The sequence below is a fragment of the Bradyrhizobium sp. genome (genome assembly GCF_035935975.1).
Lineage (GTDB): Bacteria > Pseudomonadota > Alphaproteobacteria > Rhizobiales > Xanthobacteraceae > Bradyrhizobium.
Map to the genome: position 1 here is coordinate 452864 of NZ_DASYWN010000041.1, position 12640 is coordinate 465503.

The window sequence follows — 12640 nt, forward strand, 5'->3', positions numbered from 1 at the left end:
TCCGCGTCATCGCGAAAGATGGAGAGTTTCATGCGCGCAGACATGGTCCCCGGAGCGACCTTTCCGGATTACGAGCTCAGCGACCACACCGGCAAGCACCGCAAGCTCTCGGAGCTGCAGGCAGGCGATCCCATGGTGCTCGTTCTCGGCCGCGGCGGCTTCTGTCCGAAGGACCGCCGCCAGACCGAAGGGCTGGTGCAGCTGCATCGCGAGATGGAGGTTGGCTATTGCCGGCTGGTCACCGTCACCACCGACACCATCACCCAGACCAATGAATACCGTACCGGCGCGGGAGCACACTGGCCGTTCCTGTCCGATCCCAGGCGGATCATTCAGAAGGACCTCGACATCGCCGAATACACCGATCCGATCCACAATCCGATGATTCCCCATGTCATCGTGCTGGAGCCGAATTTGCGCATTCACAAGATCTACAACGGCTACTGGTTCTTCGGTCGCCCGACGCTCGAGGAGCTTCGCCAGGATCTCAGGGCCGTTAGCATGATCTGCCGCCCGGACTGGGACATCACGGCGCCCGGCTTCAAGGCGCAATGGGACCAGGGCCGCAAGGCGTATTTTTACCCCTACGGCAAGGCTTACGTCGAAACGCTCGGCGAACGGGATTAGAAACACATTCCAATCGCGTCGGTCGGAAGCGGTGCCGGCCTGGAATGTGGATGATGCAGAAGAGAACCAATCCGGGCCACGTCGGCGCGCGCGAGATTTACGAAGCGCTGCGCGATCAGATCATGGCGCTCGTGTACGGGACGGACGGCCTGCTGCCGTCCTCGCGGGCGCTGGCGAGCGAGATGGGCGTGGCGCGCTCCACCGTCACTGTCGCCTATGAGCAGCTCGCCGCCGAAGGCTTCATCGAGACACGCCATGGCGCGCGGCCGCGCGTGGCCCGCGCCGTCGTCGGGCGAGGACGCACGCGCACCTCGTCCCGCCCACCGGCGCGCAAGGTGCGGCTGTCGGCCTTCGGCGAGCGGCTGCGGCAGGACCCGCCGCGCTGGACCGAACCGCCGCGCAGGCTGGTCGCGAATTTCCGCTATGGCGAACTCGCATCATCGGACTTCCCGGTGCTGGCCTGGAAGCGGGCCGTGACGACGGCGATGGCGCACCGGCCCGAGCGGCTCGCCTATGACGATCCCTGCGGCTCCTTGCGGCTGCGGACCGCGCTTCAGGCTTATCTGTGGCGCTCGCGCAGCATCCGCTGCGAGGTCGACCAGATCGTCGTCGTGAACGGCTCGCAGCAAGGCCTCGACATCTGCGCGCGGCTGCTGCTCGATGACGGCGACCGCTTCGTGATGGAGGACCCCGGCTACCAGATGGCGCGGCACACCTTTGCGGCGACGGGCGCCGAGACGGTGCCAGTCCCGGTCGATGCGGACGGCCTTCAGACAGCGCAGCTCGACGGCATCGAGGCTCGCCTCGCTTATGTGACGCCGTCGCACCAATATCCGCTCGGCGGCGTCATGCCGATCGGGCGCCGGCATCAATTGCTCGCCTGGGCACGCAAGAACGACGCTCACGTGATCGAGGACGATTACGACAGCGAGTATCGCTACGACACCAAGCCGATCCCGCCGCTGCACGCGCTCGAAGGCAGCGACAACGTGATCTATCTCGGCACCGTCTCCAAGACGCTCTCCCCGACCTTGCGGATCGGCTATCTCGTGATGCCCACGGGGCTGCGATCGCTGTTCGCCGCGGCCAAGCAGATCATGGACCGGCATACCCCGCTCATCGAGCAGCAGGCGCTTGCCGCGATGCTGGAAAGCGGCACGTATGAGAGCCACGTCAGGCGCGCGCGCCGGCGCAACGCCGAGCGCCAGCAGGCGCTGCTCGACGCGCTCCGCCGCCGGTTCGGCGATCGCATCAGGATCGAGGGCACCGCCGCCGGCCTGCATGTGGTGGCGTGGTTCGATGGCCTGCCGCAGAAGCGCGAGGATGCACTGATCCAGGCGGCGCGCGCCAGGGGCGTCGGCATCTATCCCGTCTCGGCCCTGTTCGCCGGCGCCCGTCCAGCGCGGAAGACGGTCGGCCTCGTCATGGGTTATTCGGCGCTGGAGGTCGCGCAGATCGAGCGCGGCTGCAAGCTTCTCGCCCAGGCCGTTGCCGAACTGGACTGATAAAATCATCATAAACTGGACGTTTCATACAGACCAGATTGCGGCTATCTCCGAAACCGAGAACGGAGACAAGCCATGTACATTCCCCCCGCGTTTAAGGACGACGACATCGAGAGCATCCACGCGACCATTCGCGGTGCGCGCCTCGCGAGCCTCGTGACGGCCACCAGCGAGGGCCCGGTGGCCACGCCCCTGCCGCTGTTCCTCGACGAGAGCGAAGGCGAGCACGGCGTGCTGTACGGGCACGTGGCGAGGGCCAATCCGCAATGGAAGCTGCCGCCGATCGGCGATGCGCTCGCGATCTTCGCAGGGCCCGACGCCTATGTGACGCCGTCCTGGTACGCGACCAAGCAGGAGACCGGAAAGGTCGTGCCGACCTGGAACTACGTCGCCGTGCACGCCTATGGCCCGGTCGAGTTCTTCCAGGACCCCGAGCGCCTGCTGGATGCGGTCACGCGACTGACCAACAAGCACGAAGGCGCGCGTGCAAAACCCTGGGCCGTCAGTGACGCCCCCGCCGATTTCATCACTGCGCAATTGCGCGGGATCGTCGGCGTGCGCATTCCCGTCGCGCGGTTCGAAGCCAAGCGCAAGATGAGCCAGAACCGCCCCGAGGCCGACCGCGTCGGCGTCGCGCAAGGTCTTGCGGCGAGCGACAACCCGCACGACCGGGAAGCCTCGGCCCTGATCCCGATGCCGGGCTGACGTGTCAGTGTCCGCGCCAGCGGACATCGCCTCAGTCTCCGATCGCCTTGCGCTGCCGCTGGGCGTATTCGGCGCCCCACCCAAGGCCTGATGTCACCGAGATGAGCGAGCCGAGCAGCACGCCGAGCTTCGCCGCATCCAGCAGCTTGTCGTCGGTGAAAGCGAGCATCGCGATGAAGATCGACATGGTGAAGCCGATGCCGGCCAGGAGCCCGATGAGGCCGACGCCGCCCCAGGTCACGCCGGGTGCCAGCCGGCACCAGCCGGTGCGCACCGCAAGCCACGTCGCACCGATCACGCCGATCGGCTTGCCGGCGCACAGGGCGAGCCCAACACCGAGCGTCACGAACTGCGCCCCGCTCGCGAGCTCCAAGCCCTTGAAGCTGACACCGGCGTTCGCCAGCGCGAACAGCGGCATGATCGCGTAGGCGACCCAGGGATGCAGTGCCGTCTCGACGCGGACGACGGGCGGCGCGATCTCCGGACGCAACGACCGCACCGGCGTGATCAGCCCAAGCACGACGCCTGCCAGTGTCGGATGAACCCCGGCCATGAGGAAGCCCGCCCAGACGATGAACGCCGGCGCGATATAGGCATAGGCGGAGCCGAAACCGAGGCGCTGAAGACCGAACACCATGAGAACGCCGAGGGCCGCGACGGCGAAGCCGCCGGGATCGAGCCCGCTGGTGTAGAACAGCGCGATGATGAGAACCGCGATGATGTCGTCGATGATGGCCAGCGCCAGCAGGAAGACCCGGACGTTGCCCGGAATCGACTTCCCGAGCAGCGCCAGCACGCCCACAGCGAACGCAATATCCGTCGCTGTCGGAATCGCCCAGCCATGGTCGCGTCCTGCAGCGGTGTTGAAGCTCAGATAGATCAACGCGGGGACGACGACGCCACCGGCGGCCGCCAGCACCGGCAGGATCGCCTGATCGAACCTGCTGAACGCGCCTTCGTGGATTTCGCGGCGGATCTCCATGCCGACGACCAGGAAGAAGACCGTCATCAACGCGTCGTTGATCCAGAAATGCATCGATCGGACGAAGACGAACTCGCCGAGGCGGAGCGTGATCGGCAGGTTCCAGAGGTCGTGATACGAATGGGCGAAGGGTGAGTTGGCCCACAGCAATGCGGCGGCCGCTGCCACCAGCAGCACGATGCCGCTGACAGCCTCCACGTGCAGGAAATGCTGGAGACTGGTGAGCGCTCGCTCGACGAGAGGGACGGATTTGGGCAGGTGCCTGCCGGGCAGTTGGTCGTTCATGGGCACACGCATTCTGCGTGGCGGCCCGACCATCGCTTGACCTGTCGCCGCACCAACGCAGCGAGCACCCGGAGGCTGTTCTACACAGCGGGGGCATTAAGGCAACCCCTCATGCCCTGCCCGCTTCGGCGGGAACCACCATCCCGTCAGCCGTGTTGGTGCGTCTCAGCACGCATCCACCGCAGACAGGAACCCGCATGTGCCGCTGGATCGCATACCGGGGCGAGACCACCTCGTTCGAGCCTTACGTCACCGAGCCCGAGCATTCGCTGATCGCGCAAAGCATCCGCTCGCTGCAGTCGACCGCGGGCTCCAATGGCGACGGTTTTGGTCTCGGCTGGTATGGCGAGCACCCCGAGCCCGGCCTCTATCGCGAGACGCGTCCGGCCTGGTCGGATGAGAACTTGCGCTATCTCTGCCGCCATCTGCGCTCGCATCTGTTCTTCGCCCATGTGCGCGCCGCGACCGGCACCGCGGTGACGCGGCAGAACTGCCATCCCTTCGCCTGCGGCCAGTGGATGTTCATGCACAACGGATTCGTCGGCAGCTGGAACCGGCTGCGGCGAAAGGTCGAGGCGCTGATCCCCGACGCCCATTATCCCTCGCGCCTCGGCACCACCGATTCGGAAGCCGTGTTCCTCGCCATGATGGGGGCCGGCCTCGAGCACGATCCGCTGCGCGCAACGCGCGCCGTGCTGCAGTCGCTCGTCGGCCTCGTCAACGACGGCGAGCTGCGCGAGCGGCTGCGCTTCACCAGCGCGATCGCCAACGGCCGGGATCTCTATGCGTTTCGCGTCTCGGTCAACGATGCCGCCAACACGCTTTATTTTCGCGAGGACGGAGGCCAGGTCGTCGTCGTGTCCGAGCCGTTCGACAAGGAAACCGACTGGACCGAAGTGCCGCCCAACCACGCGCTGATCGCCCGCGCATCCGAAAGCGCGAAAATTGTTCCGTTCGACCTTGCAATTTCCAGTGAGTCCGAGGCGGAACCGGCTCCGGCCAGGCGGATTATTGCCCGCAGGTAATACCATCGCCGGGTGGCACGATGACATTTTCGCAAGACGTTTTGAAACTGCTGCGGCTGGATTCCTCCGACGACAAGCAGCACCTCGTCATTCGCTCCGCCGGCGGGCGCGGCAAGGCGGCGGAATATTCCTTCGGCATCGAGGAGGAATATTTCCTCGCCGATCGCCGCAGCTTCGAGGTCGCGATCGAAACACCGAACGCGCTGTTCGAATCGGCCAACTGGTCGACCGGCGGCCAGGCCATGCGCGAGATGCTGCAATCCCAGCTCGAGGTCGCAACCAACGTCCACGTCGATGTCAATGACGCGCGGGAAGAGCTGAGGTTCCTGCGCCGCGAGGTCGCCAGCGTCGCCGCGCAATACGGCTTCGTCATCATGGCCTGCGGCACCCATCCGACCGCGATCTGGCGCATGTCGCAGCCGAGCCCGAAGCCGCGCTACGAGGAGATGATCGAGGATCTGCGCAGCATCGGCCACCGCAACATGATGTGCGGCATGCATGTGCACGTGCAATTGCCCGATCCCGAGAAGCGCATGGCGATGATGCGGGCGATGCTGCCGCATCTGCCGCTGTTCATCGCGCTGTCCGCATCCTCGCCGTTCTGGAATTCGCACAAGACGGGGCTGAAGGGCTACCGGCTCGCCGCCTATTCCGAGCTGCCGCGCACCGGCCTGCCCGAACTGTTCGAAACGAGGCACGATTACGACGACTATATCGGCGCGTTGCAGCGCTCCGGCGTGATCCCCGACGAGAGCCACATCTGGTGGGCCATGCGCCCGTCGATGAAACATCCGACACTCGAATTGCGTGCACCCGATACCTGCACTTTCGTCGAGGACGCCGTCGCCATTGCCTCGCTCTATCGCTGCCTAACGCGCCATCTCTATCTGCGGCCGCACCTGTCGAGGGAGGTCACCGCGGTCGAACGCGCGATCGCGGTCGAGAACAAATGGCGTGCCCAGCGCTACGGCACCGATTGCATCTTCGCCTCCAGGGACGGGCCGGTCACGATCTCCGAGCTTCTCTCCAGGATCATCGACGACACCGCCGAAGACGCAGCCGCGCTGAATTGCGCCGCCGAGATCGAGCATTGCCGCACCATCGTCGAGCGCGGCAGCTCGGCCGAGTTCCAGCTCCGCACCTATCGCGAAAACGGCGACGACATCGCAGCGGTGTCACGATGGATCGCTACATCTACGGTCTCGGGAACGAGCGCGCCCGCTGTCCACGGCGTCTGGGCGCCGACATAGCGCCCACACAAGCTTTGGGAACCATAAGAACGTTCTGAAATTGCTGTGGCTTGGAGAAACGCATGGCCCATATCACCAATTGCACCGGATGTGGCCGTGGCCTGGTCCCCATCCTGACCCGCAAAGGCTCGACAGAGTTCAACTGCCTCTGGTGCGAAACCATCGACGCACGCACGGTGGACATGGCGAAGTGGGCGGACAGCCCGATCGGCAAGCCTGAACGTGCCGCGGTTCAGTCGTTCGACTGAGCGGCTTCAGGCACCTTACCGAACTCGCGTCCATCCGCGTGATAATGTTTCCCGGCCTGCAAGATCACCATGCTGAGCAGATGCGCCAGGAGCGATAGCCCGGCGCCGTGCGCGATCTCGCGCAACTCGGTGCACATCTCGGCGATATAGCGGGCGACCTCCTGAGGCTTTCGGTAGCCATCCGGCATGGAAACTCCCTGGTTGGAACTGCTGAGACCCCGGTTCATCCGGTAACCTTGGGCCATAATCCCGCGAATCCTGTTGCGTTCCGCGATCTTTGGCGGCTGCACATCTCCGAGAGCGCATGCCGATAAATTAGACAAGACGCAGCCCTCCTTTCGAATGGCACGGTTCTCGAACAGGCAAGGCAAGCCGGCGACACGGCTCACCTAACCTCAGGTGTAATCTCGATTTTTCTCTCGGTGCCAGGAGCCGACGAGCCCGTGCGGCGCGACCGGTTCCGACTGGCCCGGAATTCGCAAGACAACATCAAGCCCTGCGTCCCTGCCCGCCAGCGCGTGGAGCAGCCGGTTGCGTGCGCCCGGCTCCGGGACGACGGCAGAGAATCGGAGAATGCCATGAACGTGCATGCTGCCGGCGATCTCAAATTCACCGGCCTCACCCGCCCGGACGGTTCACCCCTTCGCCTCAACGCTCAGGATTTTGTCGCGATCGATCGCGACAGGAACGCGAAGTTCGAGGCGACCTACCGGCCGCAGGCGCTCTACAACCGCGCCAACGAAGGCTTTCACGCCAACAACGAAACCTTCCTGCTGCACGAGGTCGCGACCAACCTGCCGATCTATCGTCCCGACACCGGCCCCACCGATTTCCATCTGCATCTGCCGCCGGGCGGCTTCCAGCTCGTGCTGGTGACATCGGGCGCGTTCACCTTCGACTATGACGGGCGCTTCTACAATGTCGGCCCGGGCGCGGTGATGCTGCAAAGCGCGATCGTGCATCGCCAGCTGTTCTACACCTGGTCGGGACTGTCGACGGAAGAGAATTTGAAGACGCCGCAGACGGTGGTGCCCGATCCGATCTCGATGGGCTATTCCGGCAAATTCCTCGAAGCCTTCATCACAGATCCCACCACCTTTCCGAATCCGACCATCGTCGGTCCGGACCAGATCAACGAGGCCGAGACGCCGCGTGTGGCCTGGAGCCATCCGCTGCACAACCGCCCCGCCGATGCGGGCTTCTGGCTGCAGGATCCGCTGGCGCTGGATGCGCTGTTCAAGCCGCTGACCAATGGTGCGATCAAATCGGCCATGCCGGTCTACCTGCGCGACATCGGCATCGAGGTGCCGAGCGGTCATCTCGTCACCGGCCACATCATCGCAACCGATCCGCCCGGCCAGTCGCTGCTGCCGAAGAGCACGTCGATTGCCGCGGACCCCGCCTGTTTTGCCAAGGGCGAGGTCGTGATCTATCGCGTGATCCGCGGCACCGCCGAGTTCAAGAAGAAGTCCGGCGAGAGCTTCGAGCTCGCCGCCGGCGACGTGGTGACGGCGGGCAAGGATTCGATCAGCCTCGTCGGCGTCGGTGAAAACACCCAGGTGCTGCGGCTCGGGCTGCTTAAGGGCATGAACGAGCTGCGCAGCTGGACACCGACACAGCGCGACGAGATCGACGGCCTCGCCGGCCAGATCATCACGCAAAAAGACGTGCGTCCCCTGCGGACCGAAGGCAGGCCGGTCGGATATCTTTACGCGTAAGAGACGCCCTACTCCGCAGCCTGCCGCACGTGGCGCGCGGTGGGGGTGCGCATCGTCACCAGCTCTTCGGCTGCGGTCGGATGCAGCGCGATGGTCGCGTCGAAATCGGCTTTCGTCGCCTTCATCTTCACTGCGATCGCAACGACCTGCGTGACCTCGGCGGCGCAATCGCCGACGATGTGGCAGCCGAGCACGCGATCGGTCGAGCCGTCGACGACGAGCTTCATCAGCACGCGGGTGTCGCGGCCGGACATCGTCGCCTTGATCGGGCGGAACGTCGTCTTGTAGATGTCGACGTGGCTGAACTGTGCGCGCGCCTCGGTTTCCGTCAGGCCGACCGTGCCGACCTCCGGCTGCGAGAACACCGCGGTCGGAATATAGGCATGATCGACCTGCACCGTGCGATTGCCGAACACGGTGTCGGCGAAGGCATGGCCCTCGCGGATCGCGACCGGCGTCAGGTTGAAGCGGTGGGTGACGTCGCCGATGGCGTAGATGCTGTCGACCGAGCTCTTGGAGAAATGATCGACCGCGATGCCGCCATTCCGGGGATTGATGGCGACGCCGGCCTTCTCGAGGCCGAGATTGGCGACGGACGGATGGCGGCCGATCGCGAACATCACCTGGTCCGACGCGAGGCTCGATCCGTTCGACAGATGCGTCGTGAAACTCTCGCCATGGCGATCGGCCTTGGTCACCGTGCAGCCGGTGAGGATGGTGATGCCCTGCTTCTCCATCTCGGCACGGACATGCGCGCGCACGTCCTCGTCAAAGCCGCGCAGGATGTTGTCGCCGCGATAGATCACGGTGACGTCCGAGCCGTAGCCGGCGAAGATGCCGGCGAATTCCAGCGCGATGTAGCCGCCGCCCTGGATCACGATCCGCTTCGGCAGCTGCTTGAGATGAAACGCCTCGTTGGAGGAGATCACGTGCTCGATGCCCGGGATCGCGGCGCCGTGGTTGGGCGCGCCACCTGTGGCGATCAGGATGTACTTCGCCCTGATCTTCTTGTCGTCCGCGAGCAGGCGGACCGTGTGGGCGTCCTCGATCACCGCCCGGCTCTTGACGATCTGCGCGCCCGACTTCTCGACATTGGCGGTGTAGGCCGCCTCCAGCCGCGCGATCTCCTTGTCCTTGTTGGCGATCAGCGTCGCCCAGTCGAAGCTCATGGACGGGATGGTCCAGCCGAAGCCGGCGGCGTCCTCGATCTCGTGACGGACATGCGAGCCGATCACGAACAGCTTCTTCGGCACGCAGCCGCGGATCACGCAGGTGCCGCCCATGCGGTACTCTTCCGCGATCATGACGCGGGCGCCGTGGCCCGCCGCGATGCGGGCGGCACGCACGCCGCCCGAACCGCCACCGATGACAAAGAGGTCGACGTCGAATTCAGCCATTGTCCACTCCGACCTCTTCAACCCGAAGCGCGGCGATGCGCTCGAGGGATTTTCTGATCAGCTATCCTCTCAGATAGGTACTGTCAGATTTCCTTGCCACGCTTGCGCATCTCGGCGCGGAAGGTGCCCATCACGGTCTCGGAGAAGTTCTGGGCCCACGAATTCATGAATGCCATGCTCAGCCCGATGGCGCGCGGCTCGGCTTCGATCAGCTTCTTGCCCAGCGGCGACCTGTAGAAGGTGACGAGATCCTTGAGCTCCTGCTCGGTGAACTCGCTGGCATAGATCTGCGCCATGCCCTCGCCGATCTCGTTCTGGCGGCCCTGGAGCTGCTGGGCCACGATCGGCGCGACCTCGTTGAGGTCCTTCTGGTAGTTGAGGTTCTGCTGGATCAGCGCGATCTTGGTCTTCTCGACGAGGCCGGGCACCGCGCCCTGGTACATCGCGGTCGCGTTCTTGATCTGCAGGATCTCCTTGGCCGCCGCGATCGCCGCAGGCGAGGCCTTCGGCGGAGCCGCCGCGGGCGCCTTGGGCTGCGCAGGAGCCGGCTGCTGCGCGATGGCCGGGGCGGCCGAAAGGGCCAGTCCCACAACGAGGGTCGCAGCCGGCAAGAACTTCAATACGCTCTTCATTCCTAGTCTCCTTTCGGCTTTCGCCGTTCAATCACGCGAATTCCCTCGCCACCCGCCAAAACGGCCGTGCTGGCCAAGCCGATGAACAACCCATGCTCGACCACGCCGGGGATGGCGCTCAGCGCCTTGGCGAGGCCGGGCGGATCCACAATCCGCCCGAGCTGGGCATCGAGGATCCAGTGGCCGCCATCGGTGACGAAAGCGTGGCCATCCTTGTCCCCGCCCTTGGCCTTGCGGACCGCCATTTGCCCGGAAACGCCGCACGCCGCAAATGCCTTCTCGATCGCGCGGCGCGTCGCGCCAAGCCCGAACGGGACGACCTCGACCGGCAGCGGAAACTTGCCCAGCGTCGGCACCCATTTGCTGTCGTCGGCAATCACGATCATGCGATCCGAGGCGGCCGCCACGATCTTCTCGCGCAGCAGCGCACCGCCACCGCCCTTGATCAGATTGAAGTCGGGATCGATCTCGTCGGCGCCGTCGACCGTCAAGTCGAGATGGTCGATGTCGTCCAGCGTGGTCAACGGCACGCCGCAGCGCTCCGCGTCGGCGCGGGTCTGCTCCGAGGTCGGCACGCCGATCACCTTGAGCCCGGCGGCGACGCGCTCGCCGAGCAGCTCGACGAAATGCTTTGCGGTCGAGCCGGTGCCGAGCCCGAGCTGCATGCCGTCACGCACCTCCTCGAGGGCGCGCGCCGCAGCCTGCCGCTTCAACTGGTCCATGTTCAATGTGCGTCCGCCCCTTGAATCGAGAATGCTGCCGCATGTGCCGCTTGCGGCGGCCTATGTAGCCTCGTTTTCCGTGCCGGAACAGGCCTATAAGATGAACTTATGGGCCCGCCCCTTGCGCCGGCGCGGCCGGACCGATAGCGCTGGACCATGACCTCCCCCTACACCCTCGTCTTCGATCTCGACGGCACGCTTGTGGATACGGCGCCCGACCTGATCACCGCCCTGAATTATGTGCTGGACCGCGAAGGCCTGCCGCCGGTCCCGATGGCCTCGGCGCGCAACATGATCGGCGCCGGCGCCCGCAAGCTGATCGAGCGGGGGCTGGAGGCCGAGGGCCGCAGCGTCACACCAGCGGACATGGACCGGATGACGGCGGATTTCATCGCCTATTACGCTGAAAATATCGCGGTCGAATCCCGCCCCTTCGAGGGGCTCCTGGAAGCTCTCGACCTGTTTGCGACGCAGGGCCATCGCCTGGCGGTCTGCACCAACAAGCTGGAATGGCTGTCCAAGCGCCTGCTGGACCAGCTCGACCTGACCCGGCGGTTCGCCGCGATCTGCGGCGCCGACACGTTTGGCGTCCAGAAGCCCGATCCGACCATTTTCCGCGAGACCGTGGCCCGCGCCGGCGGAGAGGTGAAGGCCAGCATCATGGTCGGCGATGCCGGAACCGATGTCGGCGTCGCCCGGCGGGCCGGGGTGCCCGTGATCGGGGTCAGCTTCGGCTACACCGACGTGCCGATCGCCGAGCTAAAGCCGGACCGGCTGATCCATCACATGCGCGACCTGCCGGACGCCGCGCACAGCCTGATGACGGCCTAGCGCCACCAAGACACTGAGTTCACAGGGTTATTCTAGAGAACCCTGCATTAACCATCTATTATCTATGCGTCCCGCGCCGGTTGCCTGCCCCCGGCGACACTCCTATGGTCCGGCCGGGGATGTGGCGGTTCGTCGCAGTAGAAGTGGATTGTTATGCGTCGTGTCAGCGCGATTGCTCTCATGGGGGCAAGTCTTGTGGGAGCAACAAGCCTGGGTGGCTGTTCCTCGATGTCTTGGGACATGTTCAAATCGGCGCCGCCGACCGTCCAGGTCCGGCTCGAATCGAATCCGCCAGGGGCTGACGCCACGACCTCGCTCGGTCAGGGCTGCAAGACCCCCTGCTCGGTCTCGGTTCCCGCGCCCGACGCGCCGTTCACGGTCGCTTTCGCGCTGCCAAAGTACCAGCCGGCCAGCGTCCCGGTGAACGTGATCAAGAATCCCGGGGACTTCACCACGCCCGCCTCGGTCACCACCGACCCGAATCCGGTCTTTGCGGAACTCCAGCCGGCGACGCCGCCGAAGCCGGTTCGCAAGCCGCACCGGCCGAAGAAACCCAAGACTGCGGCCGCCGCTGCTGCACCCGCCGCGGCCCCGGCCGATGCTGCACCTGCTGCGGCCTCGCCGTTCCCCGACCCGAACGCCGGAAAGCGCTGATCAAGCGCCGACTTACGTATACCACCCGATTGTCCTAGCCGCGTCCGATGCTTAGATTG

General features: G+C 65.3%; 14 protein-coding genes. 9 read left to right on the plus strand and 5 right to left on the minus strand.

Annotated features, from left to right (window positions below; all coding sequences use genetic code 11):
* Positions 1–30: 30 nt before the first annotated feature.
* From VGR99_RS24965 to VGR99_RS24975, 3 genes are all read left to right on the plus strand, one after another.
* Positions 31–627, plus strand: a complete 597-nt coding sequence (locus VGR99_RS24965) for a redoxin domain-containing protein (RefSeq protein ID WP_326902220.1) — start codon at positions 31–33, stop codon at positions 625–627.
* 50 nt (positions 628–677) lie between these two features.
* Positions 678–2132, plus strand: coding sequence for a PLP-dependent aminotransferase family protein (locus VGR99_RS24970; protein WP_414645164.1), 1455 nt, complete (start codon positions 678–680; stop codon positions 2130–2132).
* A gap of 75 nt (positions 2133–2207) precedes the next feature.
* Positions 2208–2837 carry an FMN-binding negative transcriptional regulator gene (locus VGR99_RS24975; RefSeq protein WP_326902223.1) on the plus strand — a complete coding sequence of 210 codons (630 nt, stop codon included), beginning with the start codon at positions 2208–2210 and terminating at the stop codon, positions 2835–2837.
* A 31-nt stretch (positions 2838–2868) separates the two neighbouring features.
* Here VGR99_RS24975 and nhaA read toward each other — a convergent pair whose 3' ends face one another.
* On the minus strand, positions 2869–4104 hold the full coding sequence (gene nhaA, locus VGR99_RS24980; RefSeq protein ID WP_326902224.1) for a Na+/H+ antiporter NhaA: 1236 nt from the start codon (positions 4102–4104) through the stop codon (positions 2869–2871).
* A gap of 197 nt (positions 4105–4301) precedes the next feature.
* Between nhaA and VGR99_RS24985 the strand changes: the two genes are divergently transcribed.
* The 3 genes from VGR99_RS24985 (at position 4302) to VGR99_RS24995 (ending at position 6627) form a co-directional block, all read left to right on the plus strand.
* Positions 4302–5129: a class II glutamine amidotransferase gene (locus tag VGR99_RS24985; RefSeq protein WP_326902225.1), complete on the plus strand. Its 828-nt coding sequence runs from the start codon at positions 4302–4304 to the stop codon at positions 5127–5129.
* 20 nt (positions 5130–5149) lie between these two features.
* Positions 5150–6379: a carboxylate-amine ligase gene (locus tag VGR99_RS24990; RefSeq protein WP_326902227.1), complete on the plus strand. Its 1230-nt coding sequence runs from the start codon at positions 5150–5152 to the stop codon at positions 6377–6379.
* A gap of 62 nt (positions 6380–6441) precedes the next feature.
* Positions 6442–6627: a hypothetical protein gene (locus VGR99_RS24995; RefSeq protein ID WP_326902228.1), complete on the plus strand. Its 186-nt coding sequence runs from the start codon at positions 6442–6444 to the stop codon at positions 6625–6627.
* Here VGR99_RS24995 and VGR99_RS25000 read toward each other — a convergent pair.
* Positions 6612–7016: a hypothetical protein gene (locus VGR99_RS25000; RefSeq protein WP_326902229.1), complete on the minus strand. Its 405-nt coding sequence runs from the start codon at positions 7014–7016 to the stop codon at positions 6612–6614. The two genes, VGR99_RS24995 and VGR99_RS25000, sit on opposite strands and share 16 nt — an antisense overlap.
* 189 nt (positions 7017–7205) lie before the next feature.
* Between VGR99_RS25000 and VGR99_RS25005 the strand changes: the two genes are divergently transcribed.
* The gene (locus VGR99_RS25005) at positions 7206–8345 is read left to right on the plus strand and encodes a hypothetical protein (protein WP_326902230.1); all 1140 of its coding nucleotides are present in this window, start codon (positions 7206–7208) and stop codon (positions 8343–8345) included.
* Positions 8346–8353: 8 nt separating this feature from the next.
* Here VGR99_RS25005 and gor read toward each other — a convergent pair whose 3' ends face one another.
* From gor to rpiA, 3 genes are all read right to left on the minus strand, one after another.
* The gene (gene gor, locus VGR99_RS25010; RefSeq protein WP_326902232.1) at positions 8354–9742 is read right to left on the minus strand and encodes a glutathione-disulfide reductase; all 1389 of its coding nucleotides are present in this window, start codon (positions 9740–9742) and stop codon (positions 8354–8356) included.
* Between the two features lie 83 nt (positions 9743–9825).
* Positions 9826–10374, minus strand: coding sequence for a DUF2059 domain-containing protein (locus tag VGR99_RS25015; RefSeq protein WP_326902233.1), 549 nt, complete (start codon positions 10372–10374; stop codon positions 9826–9828).
* 2 nt (positions 10375–10376) lie between these two features.
* Positions 10377–11102 (minus strand): ribose-5-phosphate isomerase RpiA, encoded by a 726-nt coding sequence (rpiA, locus tag VGR99_RS25020; protein ID WP_326902234.1) that lies wholly within the window; start codon positions 11100–11102, stop codon positions 10377–10379.
* Positions 11103–11252: 150 nt separating this feature from the next.
* Between rpiA and VGR99_RS25025 the strand changes: the two genes are divergently transcribed.
* Entirely contained in the window at positions 11253–11927 is a 675-nt protein-coding gene (locus VGR99_RS25025) for an HAD-IA family hydrolase (protein WP_326902235.1), read from the plus strand.
* A 153-nt stretch (positions 11928–12080) separates the two neighbouring features.
* A complete protein-coding gene (locus tag VGR99_RS25030) occupies positions 12081–12581 on the plus strand; it encodes a hypothetical protein (protein ID WP_326902237.1) in 501 nt (166 codons plus the stop codon).
* The last annotated feature ends 59 nt before the right edge of the window (positions 12582–12640 follow it).